Origin of the sequence: Tunturibacter psychrotolerans (assembly GCF_040359615.1) — a bacterium.
Classification (GTDB): Bacteria; Acidobacteriota; Terriglobia; order Terriglobales; family Acidobacteriaceae; genus Edaphobacter; species Edaphobacter psychrotolerans.
The window spans coordinates 696,348-715,186 of sequence record NZ_CP132942.1; the positions used below are offsets into that span (position 1 = coordinate 696,348).

An 18,839-nucleotide genomic window follows, 5' to 3' on the forward strand; every position below is an offset into this window, starting at 1 on the left:
TTTGACTCGTGCATTGTTAGGCTGGCGCCGTCTCAGAGAAAATGCGTCAAGAGCCATATTACGATTCGCTGACCAAATCACAAGGTGCTCTCTCGAGCGAATGCGCTTCGCAACACGGCAACTTGTTCGCTCAAGAGACGTTCCGAGACTACTGCAGAGGGAATACTGGCAAACCCATGGGGGATAGATGGCACTAAGTGGAGCTCCACAGCCACCCCTGATTCAGTCAGACGATTTGCGTAGCTAAGACCCTCATCTCGCAGTGGATCGAGGCCTGCACAAAGAATGTACGACGCAGGGAGGCCAGACAGGTCTTTCGCTCGTGCCGGTGCCGCATAGGGGGAGACATCCTGACGGGTTTCGCCCAGATACCAACGCCACATAACCTCGGCCTCGGACCTGGCAAAGCCCGGCGTATCGGTGAGTTGAACTGCAGAGTCTGTCTCCAGGCGGTCATCCAAGGCAGGTATCAGGAGCAGTTGAAAGCATATCTTCGGCCCGCCACGATCGCGTGCAAGAAGCGCGACCGCAGCGGCGAGGTTCGCGCCCGCGCTCGAGCCTCCTACCGCTATGAGATCCCGATCAAGCTTTAGCGCTTGGCTATGATCCCAGACAAACTGAAGCGCTCGGTAACAGTCACTAAGCGCAGCTGGGAAAGGATTCTCGGGAGCGAGTCTGTAGGCAACACATATGACAGCACACTGCGCATTCAGAGCATACTGGGCACATTGCAGTTGTTCAGAAAAGAGATCCCCGCAAAAGAAACCACCGCCATGAAGGTAGAGCAGTACCGGGGATGGACTCTCCACGTTCCTTCTGCGATAGATTCTCACCGGTACAACTGTCTTCTCTTCGCCGTGTGGGGGGATATCACGATCTTCAATCTCAAGGTCAAAATCTAAAAGCCGTGACGAAGTTTCCTGCCGTGCAGCAACGGTGGCTTCACGCAGAACCCCTACGTCGTTAAACCCTTCTCTCGGTTGTTTAACAAGCGATGCGAACGCGGGGTCCATCCATAGATTCGACACTTCAGGCTCCGAAATCAAACTATAGAGTTTTCTTGCACTACGTCCAGCATCTCTTGTCGGGAAGGCAATGCAGTAAGAGCGCCTCGGGCGCGCGTCGAAAGAGAGCCGCAAATACATGCTCTTCGCAACTGTTCTTCGATATCGGCCCCAGATAGCCACGCATCAATAAATCCCGCGTCGAACGCATCGCCTGCGCCGGTAGTATCTACCACATGAACATCTGGAGGAGTCATTTTGTAAGAGCGATTGTGTCGCCAGGTGATTGCTCCGCGTGGACCAAGTTTGACCACCGTGTGTTCCAATCCCATCGTGGCAAATTCCCGTAACACATCGTCTGGATCCTTACGACCCGTGAGCAGCTGCGCTTCGCCTTCGTTTGGGAAGAAGAGGTCGACCATGCGTAATACATTAAGGCTGTCAGGATTCAAGAACCAGTCTTTACGCCAGCCAGGGTCAATGGAAAGAGTGCAACCAGCGGACCTGAGGGCGGGCAGTAACAGTTTCGCAAGCTCAAATTCAAGCGGCATTGCGAAATGAATGTGCTGCGACTTAGACAAAGCCGCAATTGTCTCCGGTGAGGCCACGTACTTTTCGAGAACCCTATTTGCTCCGGCGTAGCTTAGAAAGCTCCGATCCGATCTCGTCGACATACTAACAGTGAGTGCATTCGGCAACTCGGACGAGTGTGCATCATCTGCATGAACTCCGAAGGAGTTGAGTCTCGACCGAAGCCATGCCTCTTCGTCTCTCCCGAACACCCCAAAAAGAGAGGTGCGGTGGCCAAGGCGTGCTAGGGCGCAAGCGGTGTTGACAGTACCGCCTCCGGCCTCGCGACGATACTGGTCGGCGAAGACCTCTTCCCCCGGCAACGGGACATGATCGAAGTCCGTAAAAATATGGTCTACGTATACTTCGCCGGCTATGGCAATATCCCAGCGTTTAGTCATATCGTCTCAAAAGGCCATCGTTGCTCTTGGCGTGACTTATAAAAAAAGGCCGCCACACCTACGAGAGTGGCGGCAAAAGCGAAGAGTATATTTCGTGCACCGCTGGAGATAAGAATCAGAAGCCATCCCATGAAAGCAATGACCGCCGGTAGCGGGTAGAGAGGCATTAGAAATCTGACAGAGTTCTTTTCCGTGTGACGCCTACGCAGCAAAATCACGGCAACACACTGAGCAAGGAACTGGATCATCGTCTGGATAACAATTACCAAACTAATAAGCGTGTCGAGACTAAGCATGCATGCGCAAGCGGAGAGAAAGCCAAGGATCATCAGCGAAATGTGAGGAATGCCTTTCGTCGGATGCACGCGTGCAAAGACGCTAAAGAACTCACCCTGACTTGCAGCAGCGAACGGAATACGCGAATAGCCAAGCAGAATCGCGAATACGGAAGCGAACGAAGCGACCAGAATGAGAAGATCGGCTACTCTTGCACTTTGGACGCTGTAAACCGCTTGCATATAATCGGCTACGATTGCGGTCGAGTGCATGCTCTGCTGAACCGGCAGTACACCCAGAATGGCAAGGTTCATCGCAATGTAGAGAACAGCGATCAGCAAGATGGAGAGGATAATCGAGTACGGAATCGTTCGTTCGGGACGCTTCAACTCGCCGCCGATGAGGCAGACGTTGTTGTAACCAACATAGTCGTAGACAGCTATCAACGTGGCGGCGCCAACACCCTTCCAGAAAACGGTGTCTGTCAATGGGAAGCCACCGTCGATCTGTCCCCTTAGAGCGGACGGTATGTGCTCCGCTCCGCCCACGATGATCCACACAATCGTTCCGGCGACGAGTATCCAAAGGCCGATGGATATTGCACCGATTGTTGTGATTCTGCGGTAGAGCAACACGACGTTGATGAGACACACCGCCATTGCCAACGCGGTCAGCCCCGCTGCGTTAACGGCTGGCCAAAGATAATGAAGATACTGCGAGAAACCCACTGCGCCTGAGGCGATAAGGAACGGAGCAGTAAGTACTGACGACCAAAGAACAAGAAAGCTTGCGACCTTTCCATAGGACTGGGCGCCGAATGCTTCACGCAAATAGAAGTAAGGCCCGCCGGAGTAGGGCATGGCTGACCCTAACTCCGCCCACACAAGCCCGTCGCATAGAGAAATCACCGCGCCCAGAAGCCATGCGAGCAAAATATGAGAGCCATGCATTGCAATCAGAACTAGAGGGATGCTTAGAAAAGGCCCCACACCTATCATGTTGAGCATGTTAGAGGTGCAAGCTCCAACGATCCCCATCCGGCGACTCGAGTCTTCCTCTGCACCTGCTAGATTTGCCTGCATGAGAGGCTCCGGATGTCCATGACGATGAAGCGAGTATAGGGTCGGTCCCGATTCTTTGTCAATAATCGTTAAGAAGGTGGCCTAGTCGGCAGATTGCGATAGGGGTTTTGTTTCAAACTTAACTCAGACTACGAACTTGCCCTTCCAACGAGGTCCTCTCTCCCATTTTGATATTTAAATGCACCCACCTAGATGACGCCGAACTTCTCTTTAAGCAGCGCAGTTTAGGCTGAACCTGCTTGATAGTCTTTTCGTGAAAGGCCTTTCATCGATCTTGAATTTCCGCCGGTTGCTCACGCAACATTCAGAGGATCGACCGAATCGGCAGACCACAGATGTTGCGCCGCATAGGCTCGCCAGGGTCGCCATGTCTCCGCTCGTCCGAGGAGTCTGGCCGGCGTCGCCGGTACGCCATCGACTTTTGCGATGCCGCGAAGTAAGCCGACGTCTGAAGCGGGGAAAGCGTCTGTCTCGCGAATCGCACGCAAAGCAATATACTGGGCCGTCCATTCGCCAATGCCGGGAATATCGCGCAGACGAGCAATCGCTTCTTCGATCGTCCCAAGCGGACTAAAAAGATTGGGGTCGCGCACGGCCGCCTCAGCCATCGCCCTCAACGCTTTTATCCGGGCTGCGGGCATTCCAAGCCCCATCGATTCCACCGAAGCGAGACGTTTCGCCGTCGGAAACGCACGGGTTAACCCGGGGTGATTTTCAAGCGATCTTGGCACAGGTTTGCCATGAAGAGCTACCAGTTGTCCCGCGAGCCGTTTTGCTGCACCGACGGTGACCTGCTGCCCAAGAATTGCGCGAATTGCAAGTTCAAAACCATCCCATCCTCCAGGCGCTCGCAAGCCTGGCCGCCGTGCAACAAAGGGAGCGAGATGAGAGTCGTTCGAAAGGTGTGCATCGATTGTTTCTATGTCGGCGCCCGTGTCGAACACGCGACGCACACGCGTCAGAATTGCGGGGAGCGCCTGAACATTTGGAAAATGGATCGTGACACAGAGACTATTCTTCTTTGATAGATGGGAGACACGGACGGTTCCGATTGAACCATCTATCTCAGCAGTTCTGCGATAACAGTCGCTCTCTACGACCTCCACGCCTGAGATAGCGCGTGCCCTCAGGAAGGCGAGCATGGACTCCCAATCATATGGCGGCCGATATCGTACTGTGAGCGTAATACCCGCTTCGACATTTGGGCGACTTACGGACGACTTGCGCCGCAACGCGCTCGGTGGCCGACGGAAGAGCGCGTGAAACACTTCATTGAACCGGCGCAGGCTGCTAAATCCCGCCGCCAGTGCAATTTCGGTCATGGGCATTTTTGTTTCGTGGATGAGGTGTTTCGCAAATAGGACACGTCTGGTCTGGGCCACGGCAATCGGCGAAGCTCCGAGGTGCTGAAGGAATAGCCTCCGCAGCTGACGTTCTCCAAGTCCCAGCCGTGCGGCGAGAGCATCAACGCTCTTGCCCTCACCATCCAGGGCGCCTTCGCCAATCAGCGCGAGAGCCCGCGAAACCGTGTTGGAGGTTCCACGCCAGGAGGCGAACTCAGGTGCGGTCTCGGGACGGCAACGCAGACATGGTCGGTAACCAGCTTCCTGCGCAGCGGCGGCGGAGGAATAGAAGGTACAGTTCTCATATTTTGCGGTCCTGGCCGGACAAATAGGACGACAGTAAATGCCCGTCGTCTTCACTCCGACATATATCAAACCGTCGAAACGAGGGTCACGGCTTTGTAGCGCACGATGGCATGTGGCTTTGTCTGGTAACTCCATAGAAAGAGTTTCCCACTTTATTCAGCCTGAAACTCGCGATTTTCGGACATGGTCAATATTACGATCCGCAGACGCCCTCACCCTATGAGGATTATGGACTTCAAAGACTTCGTAAAAGGTAATGCTGCGAGTCGTTCTTTGCGATGCTATTGAAAGACTAGAGTGACAGTGGCCGTGTGTTGCAAGCTTGAACTGCCAGCGGCCGAGACGGATGCCGTCACCGTGATCGTGTAAGTCTGCGATGAGTTCGGATCATGGTCGCCACTTCCGCAGCCCGTCAGACCTAGTGTAGCTGCGCCTGCGATCAGCGGAAAGAGAATGCTGAACAGCGTACGTGGCATCCTGCCAAACGTCGCCCGGACACGCCTGTTTCGTAGGACTGGCAACAAGAACAGAGCCGCACCGATTGGGAGGAATGGCGCTCGTACAGGGGGAGACATCGACGTGCTTGTGGAATTCAGCGCAGCAGTTTGAATTGCCAAGCTTACAGTCGCCGAGCTGCCTCCAGAAGCGATTTTGGCTGGCGTAAAGAGAGCCGTCGCGCCGGCAGGCAGACCAGAAGCCGTCAGCGTGACGGGAGAAGCGAAGATTCCCCTTTGTGGTTGCAAAGCGAAAATATAAGTTGCGGCTTTTCCGCGTATTACGGACTGCGTCACCGCTCCGGTTGATGTCAGAGTGAAGTCCGGCGACGAGCCAACTGTCTCGACAACCGCGCTGGAGGTACTGGCTGTGAAATTGGCATCGCCACTATAGACGGCGACGATACTGTGAGCGCCTCCTGTCAAGCCAGAGGGTATATATGTGGCCGAACCATTTGTGATCGGAGCCCTGTTAAGCAGAGTTGTGCCGTCATGAAGCTGACGGTTCCGGTCGGCGTGCCGGTGGATGAAGCCGCCAGGTCCGTAAGCGTGAAGGGTACACCAGAGAATGGCGATAGGTTCGGTGAGGTAAGCACGACAGTGGTGGGAGCTTTTCCGATTGTGACGTCGCCTGAACCGTCGGCCAGCGCAACGGTGTAGTCAGTTGCCGCCGAACCGACGAGCGTTACCAAAATTGGGTATCGGTTGACTGGAGAGGGTCGCAGTCGCGGTTGTGGCGAAGACAGCCGTTACGTTATTTGCGTCTTGAGGGAGGGATGCCACTCAGCGTTCCGGTAATGGTCGGGATTGTAAGCGCATCGGGAAGGCTTGTGATTGCCGCATTCTGGCTATCTCCACCGACGGACACCACCAGATTGTGGGTTCCGGCAGACAACGTTGAGACGCTGATTGAAGCGACGTTATTGGAAAGGACTGCGGATGCAACGGTCGTTGAATTGTTCGCGGTATCTACCAAACTGACCTGGCCCGTCGCGATTTTGCCCGCATTGCTGAAGATCACGGTGAACGTGATGCTGCTGCCATAAGCAGTGGAGGTCGAGCCCCTGAGGGTAAGGGTTTCTCCGACAACTCCCTGGCCGCTGCCGGCCCCTGATCCTGTCCCGGTGATTGTGTTGATGACTCCGTTTGAGCCTACTTCACGAATCAGGTTGTTGTCCTATCCGACAACGCAAAGACTCCTGTGGCCTGGGCCATAGGGGCACGCGGCGTTTCGAGTGTCGCGCTTGTGGCCGCGCCTCCATCGCCTGCAAACCCTTGCGAGCCGTCTCCGGCGACGGTTGTTGTGGTGCCGGTGTTTGCGATCAAGCGGATGGTGTTGTTATCACTGTCCGCGAAGTAGATGTTCCCTTATGCGTCGACGCTCAAGCCTCGTGGGCGAGCGAGTGACGCGCTAGCGGCAACTCCTCCATCTCCTGCGTAAGCTTTGGCACCATTACCGGCTAACGTCGAGATACTCCCTCACGAACTAACAACGCGTATGCGTTGATTGCGCGTGTCGCCGATGTAGATGTTGCCTGCGGCATCGACGGCTACACCGTTCGGAGAATCGAGTCCTGCGGCGGTAGCTGCTGCACCGTCACCGGAAAAAATTATTCGCCGCTCCTTGCAACGGTAGAGGTGGTGGAGCCGGTGATTTTACGAATCCGATGGTTGTCGGTATCTGCTATGTAGAGATTGCCGTTCGAGTCTAGTGCCAGTGCTGTGGGACTATCGAGTGCAGCTGAAACGGCCGGTCCGTTATCACCAGAAAAACCGGCAACACCAGTTCCCGCGATGGTCGTGATTGTGCCGCCACTCACCTTGCGGATGCGATGATTGCGTGTGTCGGCAATATAGAAGTTTCCGGCGCCATCAACAGCCACACCCGCAGGTGAGTCGAGCAAGGCGCCAGTGGCTGGTCCGTCATCTCCTGAAAAACCTTGCTCTCCTGTACCCGCCACAGTTATTGCGATACCAGCGATGTTTACTTCCCGAATGGATGATCCGGTGATTCGGAAGAGAGTGGAGAGCCACATCCCTCTGGGCCGTTCCGCGTCGGCAGAGGAGATCGCCGGCGTATTCGCTTTTTTGGCCAGCGATGACGCAGCCTACATCACAGGGCAGACGCTATATGTTGATGGAGGACTAACTCTCCACACTGATTTCAAAAACAATTGGTCGTCGTAAGAACAGGTGAAGGCCTCCTGCGTTCACGGGCAGGTCACTGGCATCAATGATTTGTTCTTTGTTCAGCGACGCTCCGTCTATAGCCTCAGGTCGACACACGCATTCCGCTATCGAACACCGGCAGGCGGCCGCATCAGAAACGAAATGTTACCCACCTGATAGATCACCTTGCCCACACCCGCTGGTTTTGGTTGCACCTGTCCGGCTTGCACTTTCTCGAACGCGTCCGCAAGATCCTCCAGTACGCTCGGCGGGGCAATAGGCACGTTGTGTGCTCCGAGAACCAGCTTTACCTCCGGCTGCAATGCAGCGAGCCTACGCGCCGAGTTGCCATAGGCCGCGAGATCCGTCTCCGGACGGTATAGCCATACCGTTCCGGGATAGTACGTGTCACCCGTGAACAGTAGCCCGTTAGCGCGATCGAACAGGGAGATGGAATCCGGCGTGTGACCCGGCGTGGCTATCACCTCGATGGTTCTGCCGCCCAGGTCGATGCGGTTACCGTCATGCATCCATTTCGAAACCCTCCACGGCCGCGTCCGGTACGCCGCGCGATCGAACCCGGCGGGCAACGAACCGCAGATCTCGCCGGGCGCGATCTCCGCCTCCGCATCTTCCTTCGAACCCTTCGCGTTACGCCGCGTGAACTCAGTGTCCATACCGTAGACGGTATCGAACTGCCAGTTGTTCCCCACGTGATCATCATGTGTGTGGCTGTTCAAGACGACGATCGGAAGCTTATTTAGCTTCAACGTCAGAGCCTTCAGGTCGCCAATACCCATACCTGTATCGAAGAGCAGCGCCCGCGTATTCCCCGCGATCAAGTATCCGATCGTCTCTTCGGACTGGTGTGGCTCGTAGATGGCAAACACATTCGGCGCAACCTTGTAGACCTCGAACCAAGTGTCCGCGATAGGCACGCGTTTCAGCTTCGCGTTCTCCGGGCGCGGCAACTGCTTGCACCACGCCGGCTTCTCCGCAGTTCCCTGCGCTCCGGCAAGCACGGCCTGCTGCAGCATGCCGGAGCCGATGGCGGCGATCGCCAGAACGTGAATTCCCACACCCCGAAACCCCGACATCGCTCTAGTTTCCTCCTGAGTTCGCGTACTCCAGAAACTAACATGGCATGTAGGTGGCGGCTCCGCAAACTAGGAGCGGTTGGGGGGCAAGATTATCGAGAGCATGACTATGGCCTGGGAATGTAATCGACAGCAAAGAGATTCGCGAGGGGAAGTGCCCGGTAACTTGAGACTGGAACGACGAAAGGCCCGCCCCAGCGATGGGGGATGGGACTTTTCTGTCGTTCGAGCTAGAAGAGGATCTTCAAGGCGAATTCAACATTGAGAGGCTCGCCCGGCCCGATGGTGGGGTTGCCGAGATAGGGTCCAAGCGTGGAGCCGATTGCACCGACCTCACCAGTCGATGGGAAACCTACCGGAGCCAGATTCGTGGTGTTGAACAGATTGTAGATATTTGCCTTGAACTGAGCTCTTACTCTTTCGGTGATCGCTGTCGTCTTGATGACAGAGAGGTCGAATGCCTTATAGCCGGGATTGTAATTCTGTCCGCGGCGTGTAGGGGAGTAGGTTCCGGGCGCGGGGTCAACAAAGGCATTGGGATTGAACCATTGAACCGAGCCGTCGACGATGGCGTGTGAGACTCCGGCTGTGGGATTAGCAACCACCTGCACCGCCCGGTCCGCAAACTCCCCGTTTCCGCTGACATTCGAACTAGCAGTGACGGTGTAAGGTGTGCCGCCGTGGAAGGAGAATCCGGAGTTCAGCTCCCAGCCATGAGTGAGCCGCTCTGGCCCACGGAAGGTTGGAATTGCGTAGTTGAAGTACCCAGTGAAGGTGTTGCGAACGTCGAAGTCGGAGTTTCCGTACTCTCCTTTTTCATTGGTCGGGTCTTGCGGGACATAAGGCAGGGCGCCGGTCTCATAGTCGAGCGAATGCGACCAGGTGTAGGCCAACTGCGCGGTTAGACCGTGCCATCCCTGGAGGCGCAGGCTTGATTGAAGTGAGTGATATATGGAGCCGAGGTTGCTTCGGGCTGAGTCGATCACGCCGAATGCTGGAAACTGAACATTGTAGGGGCGGGTGAGTTGCTGGGGATTGACGCTGCAAGAACCTCCGGGAAGGACATCTGGCGGTGGGCAAGGGTTGTAGGCACTTCCCAGAGCGGCCGCGTTGATGTCGAACAAGCCCATTAGATGAGTTCCCTTTGAGCCAACGTACCCTATCTGAGCAATGACTGAGTTTGTGAGGCTGTGCTGAATATTCAGGTCAAATATCTGCACATTGGCGGGCTTGAAGTTCTTGTCAAAGGTGGAGATGCTGATGCTACCCGGGCCAGCATCGGCAACGATGCTTGAGGGATTGAAGGCAGGATAGATATCAACTCCTGGCTGAATCACCTGATTGAGACCCTGTGCGTTCACGACCTGATCACTGCCGGCTGGATTCTGGCCTGGCCCGAAGACGGCGATGTTCTGCGCGCCGTTATTCTGCAAGATCGATTTCATATAGACGGAGTCGTAGTAAAAGCCGTAGCCACCGTGAAGGACCGTACTGCCGGTGTTATCCAGTTGATAGGCAAAACCAAATCGCGGGCTTACACCGCTCCAGAATTTGGGATAGACGTTTGCCACTCCCTGCCCTGCGACTGAAAGGCCGGTTGCGCTCGATGGGTCGAAGATCGAGAGGTTGGGGTAGTCAGAGTGCACAGGACCTTCATAGTCGTAGCGCAAGCCGTAGTTGAAGTTGAAGCGTTTTGTGATTTGCCAGGCATCCTGAGCGTAGAGGGCAAACGTGTTCACGAAAACCTGTCGCTTCGGATTGCCCTGAACGATGCTCGAAGACGTTGGATTCAAGCATCCCGCCAGGAAGTCTGCAAGGAAAAGGACATTGGATGTCGTGTTCAGATCAGCTCCAGGAGCTACTCCCATATTCTTGGTCGCTAAAGCAGAGCACGGTGTTTGCGCCGCTACACCGATAAAATTTGTCGCATAGTTCCAGGGGCCCTGAGAGCCGTCGAAATAGATCGTTCCGCGCTGTCCGGTCTGATAGAAGTCGTCAACCTGAGCTTGGCGGATCTCACCGCCGAAATGGAGCTGATGCGCCCCTTTGGTCCAGGTTAAATCGTCGTCAAGGTGACCGGTGATGTCATTCCTTCCCGAAGGCGCAGTGACACCGGTCGGATCGAATCCGGTGTTCCCAGCGGAGAGGCCATTACTGCTGCTGGTGGGACCGATGACCAAGTGAGGGGAGCCCGGCAGAGCCGGATCGGTGACGCCTGTGTTGAAGCCGAGGCCGATGGGATCGAACCCTGTATCGGCATCGCCAAACACCTGATTGAAATAGCTGACTCCCACAGCGACCTGATTGGCCATCGAAGAGGTAATAATGCGGTTGTAGATCAAAGAGTAGTTTTGTACATGGATGGGTGCGTTCTCGAAGTACGGTGTCAGGTCGGACGAGGTTGGCGCGGTCTGAGTGCCTTGACCCACGTACCACCTAGCGGAGAGATGGTCTTTCTCGGAGAGCTTGTAATCCAACTTGATAACTCCGTTGAAACTATGCCCGGTGAGATTGCCTGAGGATTGGTAGTTCTCCGGATTGGCAGGTCCGGTGAGTGCAGCGGCTGGCCAGAGGCCCCGAAGAGTGCCGTTTCCATTCAGCAAATTCACCGACACGCTGTTGTGGGGTACGCCGTAATAATCGAGGAGCGCATATGCAGCGCTCTGATATGCAGCCGATGGTTCGGTGGCGTGATTTTCAGCGCCGATCAAAAAGTTCTGATGTTCACCGGACAGGAAGAAGAAGAACCGGTCCTTGAGAATCGGGCCGCCAACTGAGAAGCCGTAGTTTTGATTCCGCGATGCAGCCTTGCTGGTTAAGAAGGGATTCTGCCGCTCAAAGAACTCGTTATGGTTGAAGTAGTAGGCCGTGCCATGAAGCTGGTTGGTGCCGGATTTGATGGTAAGGTTTGCTGTTCCGCCCGGATTACGCCCAAGCTCGGTCGCGCCCGTGGTGACAAAGGAGAAGTTTTCAATAGCATCGATGGGGAAGATCACGCCCGCTATCGCAGAGACTCCGCCCTGGTTGACTGCGGGGATGTTCCACCAAAGATCGTTGTTGTCCGTGCCTTCGATCTGCCAATTTACCGCGTTGGACCGGGTTCCGTTCACACTGGCATAGAGTGCACCGCCGCCAGTGGACAATCCAGCAAATCCTGTGGTTTGAGCGAGCATTTGCGTAAAGTCGCGCCCGCTATTGGGCAGATTCTGCACGACCGTTTCCGGAAGAACTGTAGCCTGAATATCCGTCTCAGTATCGAGCGCCAACGCGGCAGCTGTCACCTCCACCGTCTGGCCAGTTGAAGAGAGAGTCAGCTTCGCTGAGAGCGTGTAACTTGGGCCGGCAACGACCTGCACCTTGTCGTACTTCGCGGTCGCGAAACCGGAAGAACTGATGGTAACGGTGTAGCTGCCCAACGGCAGATTCGAAAAGTTGAATTCGCCTGAGCTTGAGGACACGGTGTTGTAGGTAAGACTCGTAGCTGTGTCTACTGCAGACACAGCTGCACCGACGACAGCCGCGCCGGTGGAGTCAGCGACGGTGCCTCCAATGCCACCGCGGTAGATCTGGGCATTGAGCGAAGGCAGGGATGTGATAGTGAGGAAGATGACGGCGAGGCTGTAGAGAACAGCCTGCAGGAGACGCGTTCCTAGTCGTTTCATATGACCTCCAAAGGAAAGCAAAGGATTCGCTGGTCATCTTGAAGGGTTTTTATATTGAACGAAAAAGAAGCCAGCTTCGTGGCGGTAGGCTGCGGTGCTTCAATGTTCCAAAAAACCGAACGGCTAATAGAAGTGTGGCGCACCTAAAGAAAGATAAGGCGATAAACCTAATCGTCCTCTGCAAACATTGCAACATTATTTTGGAAGTATCACGAAACCTAAAAAAACGATCGCTGCGATTCGCCCAAAATGAGGCCGATGGCGCGCGTCATCCTGCGCCAGCGTCCAGTGGCCGCGTTTAGTTCCTTGCGGCCGTTCGCAGTGAGGCGATACCAGGGATTTGTTATTCATGTAGTGATCCGACGGGAGGCCAGCCAGATGTTTTAAGGTACGCCTGAGCGGACGCACGCCAGAGTCAGCGGAGGAGCTCCCCAACTATTGCTATCAGGCCAATGCACTCATCGATCTCGGTGTAAGCATCTCTAACTAGATAAGTACCGAGAAACGCGCTTCTCGTCAGGAACACCTTATCCTCGAAGAGCCGGCTCTTTTGAGAACTCGCTTAGCTCGTCATTGCATTATTTTGTCCGCTCGGTCAGGGAGTCTTGCAGGCAAAGCTCTCAGGTATTTTAGGGTCGCCTTTCCCGTCATACTTGGTCTCCTGGGGGTATGGGCATACCGGACGAACGATGCGCACCGGCGCTTCATGTGTGCCGGTTGCTTTTACCGCCAAGATCGGTCCGGGAGCTTTGCCTCGCTCGACCCATATCTGCAACAGATCCATCGCGCCGGTGCCTTTACCCTCTGCACCAGCCAATCCGAGCTGCCCAAAGATATTAGGGCCGGGGCCACCGACGCAGTGCTCCATTCCTGGCACCATGTATAGGCGAACGACATCATCGGCCTTTGCGGAACCCATAGCCCTCTTTAAGTCAGCCAAGTATTGGATGGAGTTCAAGGGTGAGATGGCCGGATCATTCCAGCCGTGGTACATGATCAGCTTTCCGCCATGCGCCGCAAATCGCGATAGATCAGGATCGATCGCATCCACATCTTTTCCGCTACGATCGATGGCGGCCTGGAGGGAAGTGTCGACGTCGGCTGTGAGGGGGTTCCAGGTTGGATCATTGAGAACCATGTACCGAAAATATCCGGACAGATAGTTCGTGCCACTCGCACCGGCAGGCGCATTGCCGAGAACCCAGTTATGCCACGACGGGTTTTCGTCTCCCGGCATCAAGCCGGGAAAGATTGTCACACCCTTACTGTCCTTTGCGCCACTGTAGATCATGCGCAGCGCGTGTATTTGGGGTGTCGTCAGACAACTGCTATCTTCCGTTCTTCTGCATTGCAGAACGGCAGGATCGAATCGGCAGCGCTCCGGGTCGCTGATGACCCCATCCTTCAAGCCGTCCAATCCATCACAGGCGTTCAGCACCGCCTGAGTGATCGCAGGCAGCTTTAGCGCCGATATGTAAGCGCTAGGATCTCGCGAGGTGGCCTGAGTCACCGCCAGTCCGTTTACCAGCATGTGCGCCCAGTTGTTCGCCGGAGCGCCCGCCAAAATCCCGTCGAAGTCGTCTGGGAAGCGCTGCGCCTCCATCAACGCCTCGCGGCCCCCATCGGAGCACGCATCGAAGTACGACTTCTCCTGTGCCTTGGCGTAATACGCCTTTACCACCGCCTTCGACAGCAGCGCGGTAAGGTGCACGGCTCGATAACCAAAGTCGGCAATCTTTTCAGGATGCTGGTACGCCCAGCTTGCATCTTCCGCGTCGGCCTGGTGTCCAGCGTCCGACCCCGCTGTTGCGTAACCCCGCCGCAGATTGCTTGCCATCTGCCCATAGCCGATTGAGCCAGCGAAGCCACCGTTGCCAACATCTAGCAGACGTCCATTCCACGACTTCTGTGGTAGCCACGCTTCGAATCGAATCGTTGAGTCCGCAGTGGGATGCAGTGTGACGCGGACCCGGCAGAACGCCGGCAGATTGGTCAGTGGTTCCAAGCCTTGTAATTCCATCGAGCCTGCAGTCACCCCTTCAGCAGCCGTTATTGTGGCATCTGGGAACGTCATGCTCTTAAGCGATGTGCAATCGGACGCCGCGAAGGCCGCAGGGGAGCCGAGCGCTAGAAGTACTGCGGCAGAAGTGATGAGCAGGACAGTGCGTGACATAAGTGATCACTTTACACCGAGCAGAATCCTGATGTCGGATGGAGATGAGAGGAACCATTTCGTCTGCCTGAGGCCCGATTCTGAACCTGCAGGCGGTCATCATCGGTCACTTCCGATAAGCCGATTTGTGAGGACCAATCCCTGCCTCGCAGTCGTTAGCCGCTAGTCATAGTGCTTTTCGTCAGACCAGAAGAATGGAGCCTTCGCGCGACGGTCGCGAAGAACGTAAAGGTTCTTGTGCTCTCAGGGCATCCCGTAAGGATTGTCAAAATAAAGCACAAAGTGGCCAAATGGCCACTTTATGCTTTATTTTTCCGAGGAGATCGACCTTTACGTTCAGATCCTCATCGGCATCAGGATGTACCGATACTTCACATCCTCATTCGCATCTTCGGGTCGCATCTGCCCAGCGCTCTGAGCATCCTTAAACTCCAGCCGCACCTCGCCCGTGTTGCCGATCGCCTTCAGAAAATCGATAAGATACTGGCTGTTGAATCCAACAACCAGCGGATCGTAGTTGTAAGGCGTCTCGATCGTATCTTCCGACTCTCCCGCATCCGTACTTGAAGACGAAAGCTTCAATTCATTCTGCTCCAGCCGAATCTTGATAGCGCCGCTCCGCTCGTCGGCAAACTGCGCCACACGCTGAATGGATCCCATCAAATCTTCGCAACGGACAATGACGAATTTGTTGTTATCCCGCGGCAGCACTGCTTCATAGTTGGGGAACTGCCCGGTCAGCTTGCGGCTGGTCAGCACCCGTCCGCCGACCCTGAAGAACAGCGTCTGTTCGTCATCGCCAAACTCGAGTGTCTCGGCCTCCGTCGCACCCAGCAGCGAAGAAAGCTCACTCAGCGCCTTACGCGGAATCAGCGTCTTTTTCTCCCCCGACACACCCTCCAGCGTCTCTCCAAGCTTTTCGATATGCGCCAGTCGGTGTCCATCAGTCGCAACCATCGCCATGCTCTCTGCCTTCAGTACCAGTAAGGCGCCATTCAGCGTATAGCGTGACTCCTCATTTGAAATCGCAAAGATCGTCTTCGAAACCATGTTCTTCAGAGAAGGTACCGAAATCTTCACCGCGCCACTGGCCGGAAACTCCGGCACTTGGGGAAAGTTCGCCCGCGCCATCCCCACCATCTTCGTGTTCGACCGCCCCGCGCGAATCTGCACCCAGTGGTTATCCATCAGCTTGATCGAGATCTCGCCCTCGGGCAGAAGCTTGATGTAGTCATACAACTTGCGTGCGGGAATCGTGCACGCACCGGCCTTCTTCACTTTGGCCGCGCAGCTGGTCCGCAGGCTTTGATCAAGGTCCGTCGCAGTAATCGTCAACCGGTCGCCGCCCGCGCCCTGTGTCGCCTCAAACAGAAAGTTCGACAAAATCGGAATCGTCGTCTTCCGTTCGACCACACTCTGGGCAGCAGTCAGCTCGCGCAGCAGCTCGGCGCGGGAGACCGTGATCTCGAGGTTGCCGGTTGGGGCTGGCGTTGCGCTCGTCTCGGTCGGCAAAGTCATCTCGGGCTCCTGGGTCGCACTGGTCACGGTCGGTCTCTCCATCTCGGTAGGTTAGTGCTGGCAAAACTTTACACTGAATCGAACACAGGATGCATCTCGGCCTTCAGCGTTCTGCTTGATTCTAGGGGCGAACCCTCCCTTAACGCGACAGATTTCTTTGTGGAAACCAAGGTCGTTGTGTGCGATGCTCGCGCTGGCTGAAATCTCCCTACTGACGACGCGACTGCTTCTAAGAAAAGAAGAGAAAAAGAGAAAAATACTAGTAGCAGTAGCCGTTCTCGCTTGAAAAGTGGATATCCTTCCCATCGATCTCATAAATAGATACTTAAGCTGCATCCCCGTTTTAGAAAACTGGTCGCGCCGAACCGCACAATCAGGAAGACCGGCCCCAATCATCGCCCCAACCGCCTTCTTATTCCACTTCTTCACAGCACCCCATTTCGGCTTGTGAGAAGACTTGGCACCCAGCGTGGGAATATTCACCAAATAAAACAAAACGAGGAGGTTATCCCAACCACTTTTTTCACATCTGCGTCTCACAGCAGAGGATAATCAGTCCCGAACCGAAAGGAGCCAGCAATGAAAGTCGCCCTCTTCGGAGCCAGTGGTGCCACAGGAAAACTCCTCACCCAGCGCTGTGTCGCCGCTGGGTTCGATGTCACAGCCCTCCTTCGCGCGCCAGAAACCTTTCCCCAACGCGATCACATCCACTCTATCCGGGGCAGCGCTTTCGATCCCGCAGCGGTCCGCCAAACCATCGAAGGAGCCGACGTGGTTCTCTCTGCTCTCGGTGCAAACTCCCTCAAAAAGGAAGACGTGCTTGAGCGCGCCGTGCCCCAGATCATCGCAGCGATGCAACAGACGAGCACCCACCCCAAACCCGTTCGCCGCATCATCGTCCTTGGCTCTGCCGGTGCTCTCCCCACCTCGCTCGACAAGCAGCCCGCCTGGCGCCGCTGGATCGTTCAGAACATCGTCTACAACACCTTCCTCAAGTGGCCCGTAGCCTCGCAGATCTCGCAGTGGAACAATCTCTCCCGCAGTGGCCTCGACTGGACCATGGTGATGCCTCCCATGCTCACCAACACGCCCGCTCACGGCCACTACCGCATCGACGGCGACGCCCTCCCGCCCAACGGCAGCCGTATCTCACGCGAAGACGTAGCCGACTTCATGATGCAGCAGATAGACAGTCCCCAGTGGATCCGCAAAGGCGTGTACATCACCTGGTAGCCCAGAATGCGGTAGTCTATCCATTCCTTGCAGCAAGTCGACTGGCCCAGAGGTTCGGAACACACTGCGCCAGAGCAAGGGCGCAACGAGGAGGAATGATCTGTGAGACGATCACGAGCATTTTTTCTAACCGGAGCTCTCGTGGTCGTAGCCTTGGCGACAGGCGTTTTTCTAGCGATGACGCGTTCCCCTAAGGAGCCTCAACCCCGAATAGCCAACGCGTCCCTGCATCTCGCTAGCTCGAGTCTCGACGGCGATACGATCCCAAGCAATTTCACCTGCGACGGTGCGGAGATCTCCCCTGCACTGTCCTGGACCTCACCTCCTGAAGGCACTCAAAGCTTCGCCCTGATCGCGACCGACCGTGACTCCTTGGTGCATTTTGTCCACTGGGTCGTCTACAACATTCCTTCAGACAAACGTGAACTGCCAGAGGGAACTCCAAAGCAGGAGCGACTGCCGGACGGAACTGACCAGGGAAAAAATAACTTCGACAACTTCGGCTACGGCGGACCCTGCCCTCCCATGAAAGCTATCCATCATTACGCTTTCGTGCTCTACGCACTGGACTCGAAACTCAGTCTGCCACCCGATGCAACGGCGAAACAAGCGTTGCAGGCTATGATTGGGCACCTTCTCGCGAGGTCCGAACTGGTCGCCAGCTACCACCGCTGACCGAGATTCTTCCCAGCGAAACGTTGCCTACGCCGGGAGACCGGACTGGCCTGATCCGCAGCCCACGCTAGAGCTTCGAACCGCCGTCTACCGGAATACTGGCTCCCGTGATCCAACGTGCGCCATCGGACGCCATAAAAGCAACCACGTCGGCAACGTCCTCGGGCTTGCCGATTCGTTTCAGCGCTTGCATCCCTAGCGTGACCTCGCGACCAGCCTCAGTCTTCGTAAAATTCGACATATCCGTGTCGATCACGCCCGGTGCAACTGCGTTCACACGTATGCCCCGCGGTCCCAGAATGGCGGCCCAGTTCTTTACCAAAGTCTCGATCGCTCCTTTCGTAGAAGCGTAAGCAAGAACGGAGGGGTTATCTACGCCGGGTTTGCCCACAACGGTACGGGCCACAGCGGAAGAGATCACCGTGATGTTCGAGCCCTCACCAAGCATTGGGAGGAGCTGCTGCACCAGAAAGAACGGACCACGAACGTTGGTGGCGAAGAGATTATCAAAATCCTCGATCGTGTAATCAGCGATACGTACCGCCTTGCTGATTCCGGCATTCAGCACTGCCACATCCAAACGATCGCCGACGATTGAGCGTACCTGCTCAGCCAGCATTGCAGCCCCTTGCGGTGTTGCCAGATCCGCGGAGAGTGCATCTGCACGTCCACCGTTTGCGCGGATCTCAGTAACGAGTGACTCTGCTTCCTGAACGGATCGGCCGTAGTGAACCAGGATATGTGCTCCGGCCCTCGCAAGCGCAATAGCCGTCGCACGACCGATTCCTCTTGATGCACCCGTGACGAGCGCAGTCTTACCTTTCAGTGTTGTCATG

The 18,839-nt window shown here is 55.7% G+C and carries 16 protein-coding genes and 2 pseudogenes; 4 read left to right on the top strand and 14 right to left on the bottom strand.

Annotated elements, in window-relative coordinates:
* Positions 1-77: 77 nt before the first annotated feature.
* From RBB77_RS02760 to RBB77_RS02785, 6 genes and pseudogenes are all read right to left on the bottom strand, one after another.
* Positions 78-1,145: an alpha/beta hydrolase gene (locus tag RBB77_RS02760; protein WP_353064658.1), complete on the bottom strand. Its 1,068-nt coding sequence runs from the start codon at positions 1,143-1,145 to the stop codon at positions 78-80.
* The gene (locus RBB77_RS02765) at positions 1,043-1,975 is read right to left on the bottom strand and encodes a carbohydrate kinase family protein (RefSeq protein WP_353064659.1); all 933 of its coding nucleotides are present in this window, start codon (positions 1,973-1,975) and stop codon (positions 1,043-1,045) included. The genes RBB77_RS02760 and RBB77_RS02765 overlap by 103 nt, the downstream gene beginning before the upstream one ends.
* Positions 1,972-3,333 (bottom strand): APC family permease, encoded by a 1,362-nt coding sequence (locus tag RBB77_RS02770; protein ID WP_353064660.1) that lies wholly within the window; start codon positions 3,331-3,333, stop codon positions 1,972-1,974. Before RBB77_RS02770 ends, RBB77_RS02765 begins: the two co-directional genes overlap by 4 nt.
* A 293-nt stretch (positions 3,334-3,626) precedes the next feature.
* Positions 3,627-5,117, bottom strand: coding sequence for an AlkA N-terminal domain-containing protein (locus RBB77_RS02775; RefSeq protein ID WP_353064661.1), 1,491 nt, complete (start codon positions 5,115-5,117; stop codon positions 3,627-3,629).
* 146 nt (positions 5,118-5,263) lie between these two features.
* On the bottom strand, positions 5,264-5,458 hold the full coding sequence (locus RBB77_RS02780) for a hypothetical protein (RefSeq protein ID WP_353064662.1): 195 nt from the start codon (positions 5,456-5,458) through the stop codon (positions 5,264-5,266).
* 414 nt (positions 5,459-5,872) lie between these two features.
* A pseudogene (locus RBB77_RS02785) lies at positions 5,873-6,046 on the bottom strand (hypothetical protein); the annotation flags it as partial.
* On the opposite strand from RBB77_RS02785, the gene RBB77_RS02790 reads away from it, so the two are divergent.
* Positions 5,969-6,136 carry a hypothetical protein gene (locus tag RBB77_RS02790; RefSeq protein WP_353064663.1) on the top strand — a complete coding sequence of 56 codons (168 nt, stop codon included), beginning with the start codon at positions 5,969-5,971 and terminating at the stop codon, positions 6,134-6,136. The pseudogene RBB77_RS02785 and the gene RBB77_RS02790 sit on opposite strands and share 78 nt — an antisense overlap.
* A 94-nt stretch (positions 6,137-6,230) precedes the next feature.
* Here RBB77_RS02790 and RBB77_RS02795 read toward each other — a convergent pair whose 3' ends face one another.
* The 3 genes from RBB77_RS02795 to RBB77_RS02805 all read right to left on the bottom strand — a co-directional run bounded on the left by RBB77_RS02795 (position 6,231) and on the right by RBB77_RS02805 (position 7,512).
* Positions 6,231-6,497 (bottom strand): Ig-like domain repeat protein, encoded by a 267-nt coding sequence (locus RBB77_RS02795; RefSeq protein ID WP_353064664.1) that lies wholly within the window; start codon positions 6,495-6,497, stop codon positions 6,231-6,233.
* A gap of 458 nt (positions 6,498-6,955) precedes the next feature.
* Positions 6,956-7,090 carry an SBBP repeat-containing protein gene (locus tag RBB77_RS02800; protein ID WP_353067564.1) on the bottom strand — a complete coding sequence of 45 codons (135 nt, stop codon included), beginning with the start codon at positions 7,088-7,090 and terminating at the stop codon, positions 6,956-6,958.
* Entirely contained in the window at positions 7,087-7,512 is a 426-nt protein-coding gene (locus tag RBB77_RS02805) for a hypothetical protein (protein ID WP_353064665.1), read from the bottom strand. The genes RBB77_RS02800 and RBB77_RS02805 overlap by 4 nt, the downstream gene beginning before the upstream one ends.
* On the opposite strand from RBB77_RS02805, the pseudogene RBB77_RS02810 reads away from it, so the two are divergent.
* A pseudogene (locus RBB77_RS02810) lies at positions 7,505-7,663 on the top strand (SDR family oxidoreductase); the annotation flags it as partial. The gene RBB77_RS02805 and the pseudogene RBB77_RS02810 overlap by 8 nt on opposite strands.
* A 107-nt stretch (positions 7,664-7,770) precedes the next feature.
* Here the strand turns inward: RBB77_RS02810 and RBB77_RS02815 are convergent.
* The 4 genes from RBB77_RS02815 to dnaN all read right to left on the bottom strand — a co-directional run bounded on the left by RBB77_RS02815 (position 7,771) and on the right by dnaN (position 16,095).
* Positions 7,771-8,742 carry an MBL fold metallo-hydrolase gene (locus tag RBB77_RS02815; RefSeq protein ID WP_353064667.1) on the bottom strand — a complete coding sequence of 324 codons (972 nt, stop codon included), beginning with the start codon at positions 8,740-8,742 and terminating at the stop codon, positions 7,771-7,773.
* A 230-nt stretch (positions 8,743-8,972) separates the two neighbouring features.
* Positions 8,973-12,404: a TonB-dependent receptor gene (locus RBB77_RS02820; protein ID WP_353064668.1), complete on the bottom strand. Its 3,432-nt coding sequence runs from the start codon at positions 12,402-12,404 to the stop codon at positions 8,973-8,975.
* A gap of 595 nt (positions 12,405-12,999) precedes the next feature.
* The gene (locus RBB77_RS02825) at positions 13,000-14,577 is read right to left on the bottom strand and encodes a tannase/feruloyl esterase family alpha/beta hydrolase (protein WP_353064669.1); all 1,578 of its coding nucleotides are present in this window, start codon (positions 14,575-14,577) and stop codon (positions 13,000-13,002) included.
* Positions 14,578-14,913: 336 nt separating this feature from the next.
* Positions 14,914-16,095 (bottom strand): DNA polymerase III subunit beta, encoded by a 1,182-nt coding sequence (dnaN, locus tag RBB77_RS02830; protein WP_353067565.1) that lies wholly within the window; start codon positions 16,093-16,095, stop codon positions 14,914-14,916.
* Between the two features lie 579 nt (positions 16,096-16,674).
* Between dnaN and RBB77_RS02835 the strand changes: the two genes are divergently transcribed.
* Entirely contained in the window at positions 16,675-17,328 is a 654-nt protein-coding gene (locus RBB77_RS02835; RefSeq protein ID WP_353064670.1) for an NAD(P)-dependent oxidoreductase, read from the top strand.
* 102 nt (positions 17,329-17,430) lie between these two features.
* Complete coding sequence (locus RBB77_RS02840) at positions 17,431-18,003, top strand: YbhB/YbcL family Raf kinase inhibitor-like protein (RefSeq protein ID WP_353064671.1); 573 nt, start codon at positions 17,431-17,433, stop codon at positions 18,001-18,003.
* 67 nt (positions 18,004-18,070) lie between these two features.
* Here the strand turns inward: RBB77_RS02840 and RBB77_RS02845 are convergent, their stop codons facing one another.
* On the bottom strand, positions 18,071-18,838 hold the full coding sequence (locus RBB77_RS02845) for an SDR family NAD(P)-dependent oxidoreductase (RefSeq protein ID WP_353064672.1): 768 nt from the start codon (positions 18,836-18,838) through the stop codon (positions 18,071-18,073).
* Position 18,839: the final 1 nt, after the last annotated feature.

Coding starts and splice junctions, on each gene's coding strand:
- RBB77_RS02775 (WP_353064661.1), bottom strand. CDS start 5,117: ATGGAGTTACCAGACAAAGCCACATGCCATCGTGCGCTACAAAGCCGT.
- RBB77_RS02805 (WP_353064665.1), bottom strand. CDS start 7,512: ATGTGGCTCTCCACTCTCTTCCGAATCACCGGATCATCCATTCGGGAA.
- RBB77_RS02770 (WP_353064660.1), bottom strand. CDS start 3,333: ATGCAGGCAAATCTAGCAGGTGCAGAGGAAGACTCGAGTCGCCGGATG.
- RBB77_RS02845 (WP_353064672.1), bottom strand. CDS start 18,838: ATGACAACACTGAAAGGTAAGACTGCGCTCGTCACGGGTGCATCAAGA.
- RBB77_RS02825 (WP_353064669.1), bottom strand. CDS start 14,577: ATGTCACGCACTGTCCTGCTCATCACTTCTGCCGCAGTACTTCTAGCG.
- RBB77_RS02815 (WP_353064667.1), bottom strand. CDS start 8,742: ATGTCGGGGTTTCGGGGTGTGGGAATTCACGTTCTGGCGATCGCCGCC.
- RBB77_RS02780 (WP_353064662.1), bottom strand. CDS start 5,458: ATGCCACGTACGCTGTTCAGCATTCTCTTTCCGCTGATCGCAGGCGCA.
- RBB77_RS02835 (WP_353064670.1), top strand. CDS start 16,675: ATGAAAGTCGCCCTCTTCGGAGCCAGTGGTGCCACAGGAAAACTCCTC.
- RBB77_RS02760 (WP_353064658.1), bottom strand. CDS start 1,145: ATGTATTTGCGGCTCTCTTTCGACGCGCGCCCGAGGCGCTCTTACTGC.
- dnaN (WP_353067565.1), bottom strand. CDS start 16,095: ATGACTTTGCCGACCGAGACGAGCGCAACGCCAGCCCCAACCGGCAAC.
- RBB77_RS02820 (WP_353064668.1), bottom strand. CDS start 12,404: ATGAAACGACTAGGAACGCGTCTCCTGCAGGCTGTTCTCTACAGCCTC.
- RBB77_RS02790 (WP_353064663.1), top strand. CDS start 5,969: ATGAAGCTGACGGTTCCGGTCGGCGTGCCGGTGGATGAAGCCGCCAGG.
- RBB77_RS02765 (WP_353064659.1), bottom strand. CDS start 1,975: ATGACTAAACGCTGGGATATTGCCATAGCCGGCGAAGTATACGTAGAC.